Annotated in this window: 14 protein-coding genes; 7 read left to right on the top strand and 7 right to left on the bottom strand. The window is 54.0% G+C overall.

Translation table 11 applies throughout. The features are described from left to right. Window position 1: 1 nt before the first annotated feature. A complete protein-coding gene (locus tag AC6I8J_RS03420; protein ID WP_010253965.1) occupies window positions 2-511 on the bottom strand; it encodes a phenolic acid decarboxylase in 510 nt (169 codons plus the stop codon). Window positions 512-616: 105 nt separating this feature from the next. On the opposite strand from AC6I8J_RS03420, the gene AC6I8J_RS03415 reads away from it, so the two are divergent. Both AC6I8J_RS03415 and AC6I8J_RS03410 read left to right on the top strand, forming a co-directional pair. Beyond that, window positions 617-1,516: a LysR family transcriptional regulator gene (locus AC6I8J_RS03415; RefSeq protein WP_253421093.1), complete on the top strand. Its 900-nt coding sequence runs from the start codon at window positions 617-619 to the stop codon at window positions 1,514-1,516. Between the two features lie 142 nt (window positions 1,517-1,658). Further along, window positions 1,659-2,294 carry a hypothetical protein gene (locus AC6I8J_RS03410; RefSeq protein ID WP_222924545.1) on the top strand — a complete coding sequence of 212 codons (636 nt, stop codon included), beginning with the start codon at window positions 1,659-1,661 and terminating at the stop codon, window positions 2,292-2,294. A gap of 261 nt (window positions 2,295-2,555) precedes the next feature. Here the strand turns inward: AC6I8J_RS03410 and lpdA are convergent, their stop codons facing one another. From lpdA to pdhR, 4 genes are all read right to left on the bottom strand, one after another. Beyond that, complete coding sequence (gene lpdA / locus AC6I8J_RS03405; RefSeq protein ID WP_010253950.1) at window positions 2,556-3,980, bottom strand: dihydrolipoyl dehydrogenase; 1,425 nt, start codon at window positions 3,978-3,980, stop codon at window positions 2,556-2,558. Between the two features lie 160 nt (window positions 3,981-4,140). Then, on the bottom strand, window positions 4,141-6,045 hold the full coding sequence (gene aceF / locus AC6I8J_RS03400) for a pyruvate dehydrogenase complex dihydrolipoyllysine-residue acetyltransferase (protein ID WP_161731581.1): 1,905 nt from the start codon (window positions 6,043-6,045) through the stop codon (window positions 4,141-4,143). A 14-nt stretch (window positions 6,046-6,059) separates the two neighbouring features. Next, the gene (gene aceE, locus AC6I8J_RS03395; RefSeq protein ID WP_497825090.1) at window positions 6,060-8,726 is read right to left on the bottom strand and encodes a pyruvate dehydrogenase (acetyl-transferring), homodimeric type; all 2,667 of its coding nucleotides are present in this window, start codon (window positions 8,724-8,726) and stop codon (window positions 6,060-6,062) included. Between the two features lie 101 nt (window positions 8,727-8,827). Then, window positions 8,828-9,592, bottom strand: coding sequence for a pyruvate dehydrogenase complex transcriptional repressor PdhR (pdhR, locus tag AC6I8J_RS03390; protein WP_033731582.1), 765 nt, complete (start codon window positions 9,590-9,592; stop codon window positions 8,828-8,830). Between the two features lie 515 nt (window positions 9,593-10,107). Between pdhR and aroP the strand changes: the two genes are divergently transcribed. From aroP to AC6I8J_RS03370, 4 genes are all read left to right on the top strand, one after another. Next, window positions 10,108-11,463 carry an aromatic amino acid transporter AroP gene (aroP, locus tag AC6I8J_RS03385; RefSeq protein ID WP_161731585.1) on the top strand — a complete coding sequence of 452 codons (1,356 nt, stop codon included), beginning with the start codon at window positions 10,108-10,110 and terminating at the stop codon, window positions 11,461-11,463. A 124-nt stretch (window positions 11,464-11,587) separates the two neighbouring features. Then, window positions 11,588-11,833 (top strand): hypothetical protein, encoded by a 246-nt coding sequence (locus tag AC6I8J_RS03380; RefSeq protein WP_222924547.1) that lies wholly within the window; start codon window positions 11,588-11,590, stop codon window positions 11,831-11,833. A gap of 177 nt (window positions 11,834-12,010) precedes the next feature. Beyond that, window positions 12,011-13,423, top strand: coding sequence for a glycoside-pentoside-hexuronide (GPH):cation symporter (locus AC6I8J_RS03375; RefSeq protein WP_161731589.1), 1,413 nt, complete (start codon window positions 12,011-12,013; stop codon window positions 13,421-13,423). Next, on the top strand, window positions 13,420-14,379 hold the full coding sequence (locus AC6I8J_RS03370) for a glycoside hydrolase family 43 protein (RefSeq protein ID WP_161731591.1): 960 nt from the start codon (window positions 13,420-13,422) through the stop codon (window positions 14,377-14,379). The genes AC6I8J_RS03375 and AC6I8J_RS03370 overlap by 4 nt, the downstream gene beginning before the upstream one ends. Here the strand turns inward: AC6I8J_RS03370 and ampE are convergent. Further along, on the bottom strand, window positions 14,361-15,215 hold the full coding sequence (gene ampE, locus AC6I8J_RS03365) for a beta-lactamase regulator AmpE (protein ID WP_161731593.1): 855 nt from the start codon (window positions 15,213-15,215) through the stop codon (window positions 14,361-14,363). The genes AC6I8J_RS03370 and ampE overlap by 19 nt on opposite strands. A 16-nt stretch (window positions 15,216-15,231) precedes the next feature. Continuing rightward, the gene (gene ampD / locus AC6I8J_RS03360) at window positions 15,232-15,783 is read right to left on the bottom strand and encodes a 1,6-anhydro-N-acetylmuramyl-L-alanine amidase AmpD (RefSeq protein WP_161731595.1); all 552 of its coding nucleotides are present in this window, start codon (window positions 15,781-15,783) and stop codon (window positions 15,232-15,234) included. 197 nt (window positions 15,784-15,980) lie between these two features. Between ampD and nadC the strand changes: the two genes are divergently transcribed. Beyond that, complete coding sequence (gene nadC, locus AC6I8J_RS03355; RefSeq protein ID WP_222925501.1) at window positions 15,981-16,877, top strand: carboxylating nicotinate-nucleotide diphosphorylase; 897 nt, start codon at window positions 15,981-15,983, stop codon at window positions 16,875-16,877. Window positions 16,878-17,035: the final 158 nt, after the last annotated feature.

Below are 17,035 nucleotides of genomic sequence, written 5' to 3'. Positions count from 1 at the left end.
CTTAATTTTTCAGGTTTTCCGGAAAATTGGCGGGCAGCTGATCAGGCGGACAGTCAATGACGCTTTCGTTGTTTTCACCGACATCGCGGATTACGGTCAGCGTCGCGAACTCATCAATCACTTCGGTTGGATAAGCCGGGCCCGCTTCGCGGAATTTCGCCATCTCTTCCAGATGATCATTCTGGAAGCAGACGGTTTTTTCCGGATTATTCATGACCCAGCGTGGGAAAAAGATGGTGCCGTGGAAAATTTTATCCGCCAGATTGACGGCCAGGCTGACATCAGTGCCGGTGGGTTCAGTCCAGGAAACTTTATAGACATCCTGTGCCAGGCGAACCACATAAACATGCTGGTTTTTAACCCAGCGATTGCCGACCATGCCACTGTGAATGCGATAGTCGATGGTGCTGGCATTTTTAATGTAAAGCTCGTAATTCCAGCCATTGTCATAGGTGTAAACCAGATGTTTGCCAACGATGCCAGACAGGTCATGTTTATCAAAAGTGCTCATAATGAATTCCTCATTTGTTTTCCTTGAGGTGATTATTGCGCGTTACAAAAGCGATGAATAACGCTATTTTTAGCACTAAATAATTCAATTTTTAGATGGGTTGTCATGTACAAAACAACGCTGGAACAATGGTATCTGCTCGACGCCGTCGTAAAGGAAGGGAGTTTTGCGCTGGCAGCGGAGAAAAATAATCGTAGCCAGTCCTCATTAAGCTATCAGCTGGGTCTGCTTCAACAACGGCTGGACATGGAACTGCTGGAGCAGGTGGGACGCCGTGCCGTTCTGAGTGCTGAAGGACATCAGTTACTTGCGCAGGTACGTCCACTGCTGGAAGGATTTAGCGCGCTCGAAGCTAAGGCCAGTGCCCTGAGACGGGGTGAACGTTCGCGCATTGATTTAATGGTAGATGCTACTTTTCCTAAACCTCTGCTGTTCGACGTGCTCAGTATATTTCAGCAACGCTATCCACATGTGCGCATCTGGTTCAGCGAAATTGTCCGCAGCGAAACGCCAGACAGGCTGGCGGAACAACAGGCCGATCTCTGGCTGGTGGCGCAATATGGCGCTGAACCATTGGCTGGCGAAAGCCTGATGAGCGTCGATTTCGTTGCCGTGGCACATCGCCATCACCCGCTGCACAGTGAACCTGCCCCGCTTAATGCTGCCACACTGGCGCGCTGGCCCTGTATTACCATTCTGGATCGCCAGCAACAGCAGCAGTCAGAGGTGAGTGGCGATCAGGCAGAAAACTGGTCATTCACTACCCTGTCGGCAGCAATTGAAGCGGTCCAGCACCAGCTAGGCTATGGCTGGCTGCCGGAACAGAATATCGCGGGGCTCTTAGAGAGCGGTGAACTCCGTCCCCTGCCGCTGCTCCAGGGTCGCCGGCGCAGTAGTACGCTGGTGATGTACATCAATGAAGAGAGGCTGCCCGGCAACAGCGCTATTGCTGAACTGGCGCAGATGTTTGTTGAACGGGTGGCGGCGTGGGAAGTGCGTCGCTGAACGTAAATCGAAGGGCACGCGTACAGCAGCTCTTTCTGGCCGCTCGCTCCTTATAACCCCGCTATTTCGCTAGCTCTCATCATTTCCTTTCGCTAAACTGCGGGGCTGGATTCCTCCCAGCATAAATTGCGCAGAGTAATCCATGACCCGCAAATTCAAGCCTTTCACCTCACTTTCCCGCCGCCACCGTCGCACGCGTGTTCAGCACATCAAAAATCTTATCCATCGCGAGCGTGAGCGCTGCGGTGGGCTACATTACGATGATTGTGATTCTGAAAACGCAGAGGCTATTGCGGCGGGCTGGGTCTGGACCTGGAGTGATGTACTTTTCCTGGATGATCAAGATCCCACCATCTATTGGAACGCTGAGATCGTTACTGCTGATGTCGCTCGCATGGATATCATCGAAAACCGGGTACTCAATGAGGCCACTGCAATGCTTGACCAGACCCAACTGGAGGATGAATTCCGTTTAGAGACAGTGTCCAGCTATGACGCGAAAGGAAAGATTGTCAGCTATAAGCAGGTCAAACGCACCCGCGTTGCTTATCCCCAGTTCGGCGGGATGACATATCATGATTACATTAACAAGCGCGTGGCAGATATTCTCCGCGACACCCCACCCGTAATCACCCCTGGTTATCGCATCCAGCACGGCTATCGTAGTGGTATTGGTCTGCAAATTATCGTCGCAGAGTCAGAGCTGACGCGTGAAGTCATCGATAATGCCATCCGCACATTTCTGGCAGGTAACATGCCTTCTCTTAAATCTATATAGCCGTTCTGATGCCCCACATCCCCTGCCGGGCTTTTTGACACACCGCTTCACGGTTAGGGGTTAACGGCTTACTGTCATTGCTAGTCCGGCAGCACAAAGGCTGAATATCAGTAATATTGAAGTGCGATTCCGGGCGATTTTCCCTCGGCCTAACGTGTCTGTCAGAGGAATGAATGGCAGAATCTACTGACACTTATGATCAAAATGACAGCGAAAAAAAAGCCCCCATAACGGGAGCTTTCTCTTTGCAGCAGCAGAAACTTACTTCTTCTTCGCTTTCGCGTTAGGCAGATCGGTGATGCTACCTTCGAAGATTTCTGCAGCCAGACCGACTGACTCATGCAGGGTAGGGTGAGCATGGATGGTCAGCGCAATATCTTCCGCATCACAACCCATCTCAATCGCCAGACCGATTTCGCCTAACAGCTCGCCGCCGTTAGTACCGACAATCGCGCCACCGATAATACGGTGCGTCTCTTTGTCAAAAATCAGCTTGGTCATGCCGTCTGCACAATCAGAAGCGATAGCACGGCCTGAGGCAGCCCACGGGAAGGTGGAGGTCTCGTAGCTGATGCCCTTCTCTTTCGCTTCTTTCTCGGTCAGACCGACCCAGGCAACTTCTGGCTCAGTATAGGCAATTGAAGGGATCACTTTCGGATCGAAGTAGTGCTTCAGACCAGAGATCACTTCAGCCGCTACGTGGCCTTCATGCACGCCTTTGTGCGCCAGCATTGGCTGACCGACGATGTCGCCGATAGCATAGATGTGTGGCACGTTGGTGCGCATCTGTTTATCGACGCGGATGAAGCCGCGATCGTCCACTTCCACGCCCGCTTTACCGGCATCCAGACCTTTACCGTTCGGCACACGACCGATAGCAACCAGCACCGCGTCATAACGCTGCGCTTCGCCTGGTGCTTTTTTGCCTTCCATTGAAACGTAAATGCCATCGTCTTTTGCTTCAACGGCGGTCACTTTAGTTTCCAGCATCAGGTTAAATTTCTTGCTGATTTTCTTGGTAAAGACTTTCACCACGTCTTTATCCGCAGCCGGGATAACCTGGTCGAACATCTCAACCACATCGATCTCTGAACCCAGCGCGTGATAGACCGTCGCCATTTCCAGACCGATGATACCGCCGCCCATGACCAGCAGACGCTTCGGCACTTCTTTCAGTTCCAGCGCATCGGTAGAGTCCCAGACGCGTGGATCTTCATGTGGAATGAATGGCAGTTCGATTGGGCGTGAACCCGCAGCGATGATAGCATTATCGAAGTTGATGGTGGTCGCGCCGCCTTCTCCTTCAACCACCAGGGTGTTAGCACCGGTGAATTTGCCCAGGCCATTCACCACGGTGACTTTACGACCTTTTGCCATACCTGACAGGCCGCCAGTCAACTGGTTGATAACCTTCTCTTTCCAGCTGCGAATCTTGTTGATATCAGTAGATGGCTGGCCAAACACAATGCCGTGCTCTTCAAGGGCTTTTGCCTCTTCAATCACTTTAGCAACGTGCAGCAGCGCTTTAGATGGGATACAACCGACGTTCAGACAAACACCACCGAGGGTGCTGTAACGCTCTACCAGTACGGTTTCCAGACCTAAATCCGCACAACGGAAGGCTGCAGAGTAACCTGCAGGACCTGCCCCAAGTACCACGACCTGGGTTTTAATCTCTGTACTCATCATGACCTCTTAATTGATATCCGGCGGGTCAGACGTTCTTATAATGCCCTTATTCCACCGGGACTTTCACCGCAAGAGTTTACAGAATTGTTAACAAACTGCCAACAGCGGCGCGACGAATCGTTAAAGGAAGGCCGGCATCCGCCGGCCTTCTTCACATTTACATAACTAAACGACGAATGTCAGACAACATATTGCCGATAATGGTGATGAATCGCGCACCATCAGCACCGTCGATCACGCGGTGGTCGAAGGAGAGAGAAATCGGCATCATCAGACGCGGCGTAAACTCTTTACCATTCCACACCGGCTCCATCGCCGATTTAGAGACACCCAGGATAGCCACTTCCGGCGCGTTAACGATCGGCGCGAAGTGTGTGGTACCCAGGCCGCCCAGGCTGGAGATGGTGAAACATCCGCCCTGCATGTCGCCCGCTGTCAGCTTACCGTCACGCGCTTTCTTCGAAATTGCCATCAGTTCACGCGACAGCTCGGTGATGCCTTTCTTGTTCACGTCTTTGAAGACCGGAACAACCAGGCCGTTTGGCGTATCAACCGCCACACCGATGTTGATATATTTCTTCAGCGTCAGTTTCTGCGCATCTTCAGACAGCGAGCTGTTGAAGCGTGGCATCTGCTCAAGCGCCGCCGCGACCGCTTTCATGATGAACACGACAGGCGTGTATTTCACATCCAGCTTACGCTTCTCTGCTTCAGCATTCTGCTGCTTACGGAACGCTTCCAGATCGGTGATATCGGTTTTGTCGAAATGCGTAACGTGCGGGATCATCACCCAGTTACGGCTCAGGTTCGCGCCAGAAATTTTCTGGATACGACCCAGTTCGACTTCTTCGATTTCGCCAAACTTACTGAAATCAACTTTCGGCCATGGCAGCATGCCCGGCAGACCACCGCCGCTTGCCGCAGCAGGCGCTGCTTCAGCGCGTTTCACGGCCTCTTTCACGTAAGTCTGCACGTCTTCTTTCAGAATGCGACCTTTACGGCCGGTGCCTTTGACTTTCGCCAGGTTAACACCGAACTCGCGCGCCAGGCGACGGATCACCGGGGTCGCGTGAACGTAAGCGTCGTTCTCTGCGAACTCACCTTTGCTGTTGGCTTTGGCTGCTGGCGCCGCGGCGGCTGGCTTAGCCTCAGATTTCGCAGCAGGCGCCGGAGCGGCGTCCTGTTTCGCGGCCGCAGGGGCGGCCGGAGCAGCACCTTCGACTTCGAACACCATGATCAGTGAGCCGGTGCTGACTTTATCGCCCGTGGCGACTTTCAGCTCTTTGACAGTACCTGCAAACGGCGCAGGGACTTCCATTGAGGCTTTGTCGCCTTCAACCACGATCAGTGACTGCTCAGCCTCAACTTTGTCGCCAACTTTGACCAGGATCTCGGTAACTTCGACTTCATCACCGCCGATATCCGGAACGTTGACCTCTTTTGCGCCTGCAGCAGCAGCGGGTGCCGATGCTGCTTCTTCTTTCACTTCTGGCTTCGCATCAGAGGCCGGTGCTGCGCCTTCTGCTTCAAAGACCATGATGGCTGAACCGGTGCTGACTTTGTCGCCGGTCGCAATGGTGATCTCTTTGACCACACCCGCGAACGGAGCCGGAACTTCCATTGAGGCTTTATCACCTTCCACCACAATCAGTGACTGCTCGGCTTCGACTTTGTCGCCAACCTTAACCAGAATCTCAGTGACTTCGACTTCGTCACCGCCGATATCCGGCACAGCCACTTCTTTGCTGGCCGTCGCCGCAGCAGCGGCTGGCGCAGGCGCCGCGTCCGCTTTTTTCTCTGCGGCCGGTGCTGGTGCTGCTTCCGCAGCGCCTTCAGCATCAAACACCATGATCAGTGAGCCGGTCTCAACTTTGTCACCGGTAGAGATCTTAATCTCTTTCACTACGCCAGCCTGTGGCGACGGCACTTCCATTGAGGCTTTGTCGCCTTCCACGGTGATCAGCGACTGCTCGGCTTCCACCTTGTCGCCAACTTTCACCAGAATCTCGGTGACTTCAACTTCGTCAGACCCGATATCCGGTACCTTAATTTCGATAGCCATTACTCTATTACCTCTTAAGCCAGACGCGGGTTAACTTTATCGGCATCGATATTGAATTTGGTGATCGCATCGGCCACCACTTTCTTCTCGATCTCGCCGCGTTTAGCCAGCTCACCCAGCGCGGCAACCACCACATAAGATGCATCCACTTCGAAGTGATGACGCAGATTCTCACGGCTGTCAGAGCGACCAAAGCCATCGGTACCCAGTACGCGATAATCGCTGGCCGGGACATAGCTACGAACCTGCTCAGCGAACAGTTTCATGTAGTCGGTTGAAGCAACAGCGGGTGCGTCGTTCATCACCTGAGCGATGTAAGGTACGCGCGCTTCTTCAGTCGGATGCAGCATGTTCCAGCGCTCACAATCCTGGCCATCACGCGCCAGCTCGGTGAACGAGGTCACGCTGTAGACATCAGAGCCGATACCGTAATCTTTCGCCAGGATCTGCGCAGCTTCACGCACGTGACGCAGGATAGAACCTGAGCCCAGCAGCTGCACTTTACCTTTGCTGCCTTCTACCGTTTCCAGCTTATAGATACCCTTACGGATACCTTCTTCAACGCCCTGCGGCATTGCTGGCATATGGTAGTTTTCATTCAGCGTGGTGATGTAGTAGTAAACGTTCTCCTGCGCTTCGCCATACATACGCACCAGACCGTCATGCATGATGACTGCGACTTCATAAGCGTAAGATGGATCGTAAGAGATACAGTTCGGGATAGTCAGAGACTGAATATGGCTGTGACCATCTTCATGCTGCAGACCTTCGCCGTTCAGCGTCGTACGGCCTGAGGTACCGCCGACCAGGAAGCCGCGCGCCTGCTGGTCGCCCGCCAGCCACATCAGATCGCCAATACGCTGGAAGCCGAACATCGAGTAATAGATGTAGAACGGGATCATCGGCAGGTTGTTGGTGCTGTATGAGGTCGCCGCAGCCAGCCAGGATGAACCTGCGCCCAGCTCGTTGATCCCTTCCTGCAGAATCTGGCCTTTCTCGTCTTCTTTGTAGTAGGCAACCTGCTCGCGGTCCTGCGGGGTATACTGCTGACCGTTCGGGCTGTAGATACCGATCTGACGGAACAGACCTTCCATACCAAAGGTACGCGCTTCATCGGCGAGGATCGGAACCAGACGATCTTTGATCGACTTGTTCTTCAGCATCACGTTCAGGGCACGCACAAAGGCGATAGTGGTCGAGATCTCTTTGTTCTGCTCATCCAGCAGCGCACTGAACTCTTCGAGTGCTGGCATTTCCAGCTTTTCAGTGAACTTCGGCTGACGCGTTGGCAGGTAACCGCCTAACTTCTCACGCTGACTGTGCAGATAAGTATGCTCTTCTGAGCCTTTCTCAAAGGTGACGTACGGCAGTTCTTCGATTTTATCGTCAGCAACCGGCACGTTAAAGCGATCACGGATATAGCGTACGCCATCCATGTTCATCTTCTTCACCTGGTGGGCAATGTTTTTGCCTTCCGCGGTGTCGCCCATACCATAACCTTTGATGGTATGCGCCAGGATCAGTACTGGCTTGCCTTTGGTATCCTGCGCTTTTTTCAGTGCCGCATAGATTTTCTTCGGATCGTGGCCGCCACGGTTCAATGCCCAGATTTCATCATCGGACATATCTTTAACCAGCGCCGCGGTTTCCGGATACTTGCCAAAGAAGTGCTCACGCACGTAGGCACCATCACGGGATTTGAAGGTCTGGTAGTCACCGTCAACGGTTTCGTTCATCAGCTGAATCAGCTTACCGCTGGTATCTTTGCGCAGCAGCTCGTCCCAGCGACCGCCCCAGATGACCTTGATCACTTCCCAGCCAGCACCGGCAAAGATGCCTTCCAGCTCGTTGATGATCTTGCCATTACCGGTTACCGGGCCATCCAGACGCTGCAGGTTGCAGTTGATAATGAAGACCAGGTTATCCAGTTTTTCACGGGTGGCGATGGTGATCGCACCTTTTGATTCCGGCTCATCCATCTCACCGTCACCCAGGAAGGCGTAAACGGTCTGGGCAGAGGTGTCTTTCAGGCCACGGTGTTCCAGATACTTCAGGAACTTCGCCTGATAGATCGCTGACAATGGACCCAGACCCATTGATACGGTCGGGAACTGCCAGAACTCCGGCATTAATTTCGGGTGCGGATAAGAAGAGAGGCCTTTGCCATCAACTTCCTGACGGAAGTTATTCATCTGATCTTCGGTCAGGCGACCTTCAAGGAACGCACGGGCATAGATACCCGGAGAGATGTGGCCCTGGAAATAGACCAGATCGCCGCCATCCTTCTCACTTCGCGCGCGGAAGAAGTGGTTGAAGCACACTTCATAAATCGTCGCAGAAGACTGGAAGGAGGACATGTGGCCACCGAGTTCCAGATCTTTCTTCGACGCGCGCAGCACCGACATGATGGCGTTCCAGCGGATTGCGGAACGGATACGACGTTCAAGAGAGGTGTTGCCCGGATAATCGGGTTCATCTTCAACGGCAATAGAGTTGATATAGTTGCTGATTGCAGACGAACCTGCAGCCACTTTTACGCCGCCTTTGCGGGCTGCACCCAGTACCTGATCAATCAGATACTGTGCACGTTCAACACCTTCTTCACGGATGACCGATTCGATCGCCTGTAGCCAGTCACGAGTTTCAATCGGATCCACGTCATTGTGTAAACGTTCTGACATGGGTGTGTTCCTTATCTGTGTCTAATACGTTGAATAATCGGGAGCCTGTTAAAGCAGATGCCGGCAGGCTCGTCTGATGTCAGTACGATCTTTGTCGCACGTTATTCCTTACGTTGCTGTAAACGACGCAGGGAGCGTTCCCGACGGCTCTGCTCCCGACTTCTGTCCAGCAAGATTTCCTCTATGAACGCCAGGTGACGGTGTGAAGCCTCGCGCGCTTTTTCTGGCTCACGGGCCACAATCGCCTCAAAGATTCTGGCGCGGTGACCGCTCACTTTTGCCAGCATTTCCCGGCGCGAGTAGAGCAATTCGAAATTCTGACGGACGTTTTGTTCCAGCATAGGGCCCATTGAGCGTAGCAAATGTAAAAGCACAACATTATGGGCCGCTTCTGTGACAGCGATCTGATACTGCATCACTGCGTCCGCTTCGGCGTCTAAGTCGCCGCTGTCCTGCGCCTGCTGGATATTCACATGGCAGTCGCGAATGCGCAGCAGGTCTTCCTCTGTGCCGCGCAGTGCCGCGTAATAGGCCGCGATGCCCTCTAAGGCATGGCGCGTTTCCAGCAGATCAAACTGTGATTCCGGATGGTCGGCGAGAAGCTCAACGAGGGGATCGCTCATGCTTTGCCAGAGATGCTCCTGTACAAATGTTCCGCCACCCTGTCGGCGCAGCAATAATCCTTTGGCTTCTAAGCGCTGGATCGCTTCGCGGAGGGACGGACGTGAGACATCGAATTGTTTAGCGAGTTCGCGCTCAGGCAGCAGCTTCTCTCCCGGACGCAGGGTCCCTTCCATAATCAGCGATTCGAGCTGTTGCTCGATAGCGTCGGAGAGCTTAGGTTGGCGAATCTTACTGTAAGCCATCGTCCCTTCTTATTAAGCCAATCGTCCGGAGTAAATTGGTAATACCAATTGCAAAGAGGTGCCGGTAAAGTAACAAAGTATTCACCTTGTGTCTATATGGTGTCTGCGACATTCACCTGCCCCCAAAGCCTGTGCTGGCGCTAACTTGCGGTTAAAAAAATGAAAAATTCGCGTTGCCACAAATGTTAAATAATTTCACTTTTACCAAACCTTACACCCGCTTAGCGCGTTAGCGCAGCGGCAGGCATAAGTGAAACCTATTCGTCATTAACGGCATTTCATGGCAGAAGTTGCTGTGGGCAGACGTGACCAGGACGGCGTTTTTTCAGTCAACTCTCAGCACGAAAGGCGAAAGCAGGTGCAAAGCGATTCGCTTATCACTATTCTTGTCGCCAGGGTAGCAGATGGCAGCATTCAGCACGCCGGATACCGTAAAATAATCAATACGTTATTGTAACTACTTCATTACAGCGGACTGCGCTGCGAACGAAGAATAAAAACATCACGAGGTTTGTATGGAACAACAGCAAGGCGAAGCGCTGAAACGTGGTCTTAAGAACCGCCATATTCAGCTCATCGCGCTGGGTGGTGCAGTGGGAACCGGGCTGTTTCTGGGCAGCGCATCGGTCATTGAATCCGCCGGACCGGCCGTTATTCTGGGCTATGCGATTGCCGGTTTTATTGCCTTTTTAATCATGCGTCAGCTGGGTGAAATGGTGGTGGAAGAGCCGGTCGCCGGCAGCTTCAGCCACTTCGCGTATAAATACTGGGGCAACTTTGCCGGGTTCGCCTCAGGCTGGAACTACTGGGTCCTTTACGTACTGGTTGCCATGGCAGAACTTACTGCCGTTGGTAAATATATCCAGTTCTGGTGGCCAGACTTTCCTACCTGGGCCTCAGCCGCCATCTTCTTCGTGATGATCAACGCCATCAACCTGACCAACGTGAAAGTGTTCGGTGAGATGGAGTTCTGGTTCGCCATCATTAAAGTGGTTGCGGTCATCGGCATGATTCTGTTCGGTGGCTGGCTGCTGTTCGGCGGTCACGCGGGTCCGCAGGCGACCGTGCGCAACCTGTGGGAACAGGGCGGCTTTTTCCCGCATGGCATCGGCGGTCTCGTCGCGGTCATGGCAATTATCATGTTCTCGTTCGGCGGACTGGAGCTGGTAGGTATCACCGCAGCAGAGGCTGATAACCCGGAAGTGAGCATTCCAAAAGCAACTAACCAGGTGCTGTGGCGTATCCTGATTTTCTACATTGGTTCGTTGGCAGTGCTGCTGTCTCTGATGCCGTGGAGTCGTGTCACGTCAGAAGTCAGCCCGTTTGTCTTTATCTTCCACGAGCTGGGCGATGCCATGGTGGCGAATGCGCTGAACGTGGTGATCCTGACGGCGGCCCTGTCGGTCTATAACAGCTGCGTTTACTGCAACAGCCGTATGCTGTTTGGTCTGGCACAGCAGGGCAATGCGCCGAAAGCGCTGCTGAAAGTCGATCGTCGCGGTGTGCCGGTGTTAACGATTCTGGTCTCGGCTGTTGCCACTGCACTGTGCGTGCTGATCAACTACCTGATGCCGGGCGAAGCGTTTGGCCTGCTGATGTCGCTGGTCGTCTCCGCGCTGGTCATCAACTGGGCAATGATCAGCCTGGCGCACCTCAAGTTCCGTCGTAAGAAAGATCAGCAGGGCGTCACCACCCGCTTCAAAGCGCTGCTCTATCCGGCGGGTAACTGGATTTGCCTGGTCTTCCTGGCGGCGATTCTGGTGCTGATGGTGACCACGCCGGGCATGGCGATCTCTGTCTGGCTTATCCCGGTCTGGCTGGTCATTCTGGGTATTGGTTACTTTATTAAGAACCAGACGCAGAAAGCCTGATCTTTTTGCTCATCCGGTGCGCGCTGTCAGGCGCACCGGCCACTTTAGCTCTATTACTATTTTTATTACTGGCTTGAGATGGTAATTTTTTCCTGCTTCTAACCTGATTAAGGAAAAAATTATTATGCGGGAACTCGCACCATCAGAAATTTTGGCCGTAAGTGGCTGTGGCATGATTCAGGATATTACTACCACCGTGGGTAAGCAGGCCGGTTCATTAATCGGTAACATACTCGGCTCCCTGATCCCGGTGCCATTTATTTCCGGTTTAGTAGGTTCTGTTGCCAGCACTCTCTTTGGCAATATTGGTGGCTGGCTCGGCAGCTTCGTTGGCGGACTGGTTGAAGGCCAGAACAAAAGCGCTGCGTAAACACCCTTTCGTTAAAAATACCCTCTATAAACTAATGTGAACTGGCTCGCTGGTGCGTACCAGTTCACATTTTTTTGCGCCCGCCTGTTTTGTCCATCTTTGTAACCAATTGCTGCTGCGTCACAGACGGCTTCGACCCTAATAATCACTGGCTTCACGGTTTGCAGGAGAAGCAAAATGAAGCCCGCAGCACTCTCATTTAAAGAAAAGCTGGGTTATGGCATGGGCGATGCCGGATGCAACATGATTGGCGGTGCCATCATGTTGTTCCTGAACTACTTCTATACCGATGTTTTCGGGCTGGCTCCGGCGCTGGTGGGAACTCTGTTGCTCTCGGTCAGGGTGCTCGATGCAGTCACCGATCCGATTATGGGTGCCATCGCCGATCGCACCCAGAGTCGCTGGGGCCGTTTTCGTCCCTGGCTGCTGTGGGTTTCCGTGCCCTATGTGGTCTTCAGCGTACTGATGTTCACCACGCCAGACTGGACTTACCACAACAAGGTGATCTGGGCCTTCGTCACCTATTTCCTGATGTCGCTAACTTACACAGCGATTAACATTCCTTACTGTTCTCTGGGCGGCGTGATTACCAACGACCCCGGTGAGCGTGTCTCCTGTCAGTCTTATCGCTTTGTCATGGTCGGCATCGCCACGCTGATACTCTCTCTGTCCCTGCTGCCGATGGCAGAGTGGTTCGGTGGCGAAGACAAAGCGCGCGGCTACCAGATGGCGATGGCGGTACTGGCAACCATTGGCCTGGCAATGTTTCTGTTCTGCTTTGCCACGGTACGTGAACGTATCCGCCCGGCCGTGCCGAGTAATGATGATCTGAAGAAAGATCTGCGTGATGTCTGGAAAAATGACCAGTGGGTGCGCATTCTGCTGCTCACCTTCTGTAACGTCTGCCCTGGCTTCATCCGCATGGCGGCCACCATGTATTACGTGACCTGGGTCATGGGCCAGTCAACGCACTTTGCCACGCTGTTTATCAGCCTGGGAGTCATTGGCATGATGGTCGGCAGCACGCTGGCAAAACTGCTCACCGATCGCTGGTGCAAACTCAAAGTCTTCTTCTGGACCAATATCGCACTGGCCCTTTTTTCCAGCGCCTTCTACTGGATCGATCCCCACGCTACCGTGATGGTGGTGGTCGCCTATTTTGTGCTGAACATTCTGCATCAAATCCCCTCTCCGCTGCACTGGTCACTGATGGCCGATGTGGATGACTACGGCGAATGGAAAACCGGCAAACGCATTACCGGTATCAGCTTTTCCGGCAACCTCTTTTTCCTTAAGGTAGGGCTGGCAGTGGCCGGTGCGATGGTCGGCTTTCTGCTGTCGATCTATGGCTACAATGCGGGCGCTAAGCAGCAGTCACCTGAGGCGATTAACGGCATCATGCTGCTCTTCACCATTATTCCTGGCGTCGGCTATCTGATTACCGCAGGTGTGGTACGACTGATGAAGGTCGACCGCAAAATGATGATTACCATCCAGCAGGATCTCGCGCTGCGCCGCGAAAACTTCCATGAGTTACACACTGTTCGCCTGCGCGACGGTGTTGTCACGCCAACCGGAGATGTTAAATGACCGCAATCTTGCCGAATCCTTTTATCGAGCAGCGTGCCGACCCCTTTATTTTGCGTCATGAACAGTACTATTACTTTGTGGCATCGGTGCCTGAGTATGACCGGCTGGAGATCCGTCGCGCCACGACGCTGGCCGGCCTGCGCAGCGCCGAGCCGGTGGTCGTCTGGCGCAAGCCCGAGAGCGGCCCCTTTAGCGAGTTAATCTGGGCACCTGAGCTGCACTACATTAACGGACAGTGGGTCATCTATTTCGCAGCAGCACCCACACGCGAAATCAAAGAGGGACTGTTTCAGCACCGGATGTATGCGCTGGTGTGTGAGGCGGCAGATCCGTTGCAGGGCGAATGGCAGCCCTGCCGCAGGGTCTTCACCCACCTGGACAGCTTCTCACTGGATGCAACCCACTTCGTGCATCAGGGCAAAAACTGGTATCTCTGGGCGCAGAAAGATCCCCTGATTCCCGGCAACTCTAACCTCTACCTGGATGAGCTGCTGAATCCCTGGACGCTAAAAGGTACGCCCGTAATGCTGAGCCGGCCGGAATATGAGTGGGAGTGTGCAGGGTTCAGCGTTAATGAAGGACCGGCGGTTATCCGTCACGGCGATCGGCTGTTTGTGACCTATTCCGCCAGCGCCACCGATGAAAATTACTGTCTGGGGATACTGTCGATTGCCGCGAATGCCAACCCGCTTGATGTCGCAGCCTGGCAGAAATCAGCGCGTCCGGTATTTGTGACCAGCTGGGACAACCACCAGTACGGGCCGGGCCACAACAGTTTTACCCAGGATGAGGCAGGACGCGACGTACTGGTGTACCACGCGCGTAACTACACTGAAATTGAAGGCGATCCGTTATGGGATCCGAACCGCCATACCCGACTGAAATATTTCAGCTGGCGGGAAGATGGCACGCCTGATTTCGGCGTGCCACCTGCTGATTACACCAGCGTGCCGTAAATCGTCAGCAACGCGACGGCAACAACCAGCACCAGCGAAGTCCGTTTCGCTAACGCCACGGCCACCCGTGGCGTTTCAACTTTATCGGTGTGCGGATCGCGCGACAGTGAGAACTGCGCCAGCGTCGTCAGCACGTGATACTGAGAACGGTGACGATCGGTCAGCGAGGCAAACCAGGCGGGCAGCGCTTTTTCGCCATGGCCCAGCAGCGCGTAAGCGACACCCGCCAGCCGCACCGGGATCCAGTCGAGCAAATGCAGAATCGCATCCACGCCTGATTGCGCTCGCGCCATTGGTGTGCCGAATTTTGCCAGCCAGCCTTGCCAGGCGCGCAGAAACGCGTAACCCACCAGCAGCACCGGCCCCCACGGGCCACCCACCACCAGCCAGAACATCGGGGCGAGATAGAAACGGAAGTTTATCCAGATCAGCGCATTCTGCAGCTCGCGCAGAAACTCACGCTCGCTGCACTCCACCGGCACACCATGGATCAGCGTCAGCTCAGCCGCCATCGCTTGATGTGCCGCGTCGTCGTCATGGCTGGCCGCCTTCAGATAGTTATGGTAGTGCTGACGCACTGAGCCGGCACCGATACAGAGCAGTCCGGCAACAATCCAGAACAGCAACTGCAGCACGCCAAACAGCAATCCTTTCAGACTCCAGACCACCAGTGCGGTCAGCGCCATTGCCAGTAGGGTCATCAGCAAAGTACGCATCATGGAGTAATGGCGACGATGGCGAAAAATCGGCTCCAGCCGGTGTTCGAGCTGCCAGTGCTCGCCCAGTTTAAACAGGCGCTCCCAGCCTAAAACCAACAACAAGGTAAACAACGTCATACTGACTCCGCAAAAATCAGGATTTTTGCTGCGTTAACAGCTGTTTGTAGTAGTCCCAGTCAAAAGCAGGCCCGGGATCGGTTTTGCGTACCGGCGCGATATCGCTGTGCCCCGTGATACGTGCAGGCGTTACCGGATAGTGTTGCAGCAGTAACTGCGTGACCTGCTGCAAGGCCCGATATTGCGCCTCGCTATACGGCTCGCTGTCAGTTCCTTCCAGCTCAATACCGATGGAGAAGTCGTTGCAGTTCTCACGTCCTTCGAACTGCGAAATGCCTGCATGCCAGGCGCGTTTGTCAAAAGGGACATACTGCACGATCTCCCCGTCACGACGAATCAGGCAGTGTGCTGCCACTTTCAGCGCGGCGATATCCGCAAAATAGGGATGGGCATCAGGCGGTAATGTGCCGGTAAACAGTCTGTCGATCCAGGGTCCGCCAAATTCACCGGGTGGCAGGCTGATATTGTGGATCACCAGCAGTGAAGGCACCTCATTGTCAGGGCGTTCATTGCAGTGTGTTGACGGCACGTGACGCACACCGGTCAGCCAGCCCTGTTTGATTTTCATACCGCTTTTCCTTATATCACCAGGCTGAGAATAGCATGAATAATAAAGGATTCTTGCCTCTTAGTGTGTAGGTCCGGTGACATTAAATAGCCCATTGTTAAGGATACTAAACAAAATAGCATCCGTTGCTGGAACCTGATGCCGGTTCAGGCTATTGTGACCGCCTCTGTCCTTTCTGTTTCTGGAGTAAAATGCCTATGTCATCCCGTGGTTATGATCCCGACAATCGCCGTCACGCACTGATTAAACGTAGTGAAAGTGACATTCCGGATGCGGTTGCGCTGGCGTTAAAAGAGGATCTCGGTGGTGAAATCGACGCTGAACGCGACATTACTGCGCAGCTGTTACCTGCTGAAACCCAGGCCCATGCGCAGGTCATCACCCGTGAAGCCGGTGTTTTCTGTGGTAAACGCTGGGTTGAAGAGGTCTTCATTCAGCTCGGCTCGCACGCGACCCTGATCTGGCATGTTGAAGATGGTGATCAGATCGAGGCTGACCAGTTGCTGTTTGAAATCGAGGGGCCTGCCCGGCTGCTGCTGACCGCCGAGCGAACGGCGCTTAATTTTGTGCAGACGCTCTCAGGCGTTGCCACCGAAGTCAGCCGCTATGTCGCGCTGCTGGCGGGAAGCCAGACGCAACTGCTGGACACGCGTAAAACCCTGCCCGGACTGCGGACTGCGCTGAAATATGCGGTACTGTGCGGCGGAGGCAGCAATCATCGCCTGGGTCTCTCTGACGCTTATCTCATCAAAGAGAACCATATTATTGCCAGCGGCTCGATTCAGCAGGCAGTGGAAAGAGCGCAATGGCTGCAGCCCGATGTGCCGGTTGAAGTTGAGGTGGAATCGCTGGAGGAGTTATGTCAGGCGCTGGAAGCGGAAGCCGATATCGTGATGCTGGATAACTTCAGCCTGGAAGCGATGCGTGAAGCCGTCGAACTCAACCAGGGGCGGACGCTGCTGGAGGTCTCCGGCAACGTCACCGAAACCACCCTGCCACAGATCGCCCTGACCGGCGTGGACTACGTCTCGGTCGGTGCGCTGACCAAGCATGTGCGGGCGCTGGATCTCTCGATGCGCTTTAAACAAAAATAGCCTGCCTCGCCGTCACTCAACACAGCGATTTTGCGATCCCGCTTCCGGCGCAGTTTCGACTGCGCTGTAAGTCTGAAATCTCTTCACATCATGCTTTCCAGTTCGCCGATCTCTGACTGTCTTTCACCGTCCCCGATTTTTACCCTGTCGCCTTCTTA

It is taken from the genome of Pantoea sp. X-Soil-ISGK-355 (assembly GCF_059730805.1).
The sequence above is the reverse complement of the archived record's forward strand: the minus strand, read 5'-3'. Positions and strand labels throughout refer to the sequence as shown.

Bases quoted from the DNA above. Each gene is read 5' to 3' on its own strand.
- pdhR (WP_033731582.1), bottom strand. From the start codon at position 9,592: ATGGCTTACAGTAAGATTCGCCAACCTAAGCTCTCCGACGCTATCGAG.
- aroP (WP_161731585.1), top strand. From the start codon at position 10,108: ATGGAACAACAGCAAGGCGAAGCGCTGAAACGTGGTCTTAAGAACCGC.
- AC6I8J_RS03420 (WP_010253965.1), bottom strand. From the start codon at position 511: ATGAGCACTTTTGATAAACATGACCTGTCTGGCATCGTTGGCAAACAT.
- AC6I8J_RS03415 (WP_253421093.1), top strand. From the start codon at position 617: ATGTACAAAACAACGCTGGAACAATGGTATCTGCTCGACGCCGTCGTA.
- AC6I8J_RS03410 (WP_222924545.1), top strand. From the start codon at position 1,659: ATGACCCGCAAATTCAAGCCTTTCACCTCACTTTCCCGCCGCCACCGT.
- AC6I8J_RS03375 (WP_161731589.1), top strand. From the start codon at position 12,011: ATGAAGCCCGCAGCACTCTCATTTAAAGAAAAGCTGGGTTATGGCATG.
- nadC (WP_222925501.1), top strand. From the start codon at position 15,981: ATGTCATCCCGTGGTTATGATCCCGACAATCGCCGTCACGCACTGATT.
- lpdA (WP_010253950.1), bottom strand. From the start codon at position 3,980: ATGAGTACAGAGATTAAAACCCAGGTCGTGGTACTTGGGGCAGGTCCT.
- ampD (WP_161731595.1), bottom strand. From the start codon at position 15,783: ATGAAAATCAAACAGGGCTGGCTGACCGGTGTGCGTCACGTGCCGTCA.
- AC6I8J_RS03380 (WP_222924547.1), top strand. From the start codon at position 11,588: ATGCGGGAACTCGCACCATCAGAAATTTTGGCCGTAAGTGGCTGTGGC.
- aceE (WP_497825090.1), bottom strand. From the start codon at position 8,726: ATGTCAGAACGTTTACACAATGACGTGGATCCGATTGAAACTCGTGAC.
- AC6I8J_RS03370 (WP_161731591.1), top strand. From the start codon at position 13,420: ATGACCGCAATCTTGCCGAATCCTTTTATCGAGCAGCGTGCCGACCCC.
- ampE (WP_161731593.1), bottom strand. From the start codon at position 15,215: ATGACGTTGTTTACCTTGTTGTTGGTTTTAGGCTGGGAGCGCCTGTTT.
- aceF (WP_161731581.1), bottom strand. From the start codon at position 6,045: ATGGCTATCGAAATTAAGGTACCGGATATCGGGTCTGACGAAGTTGAA.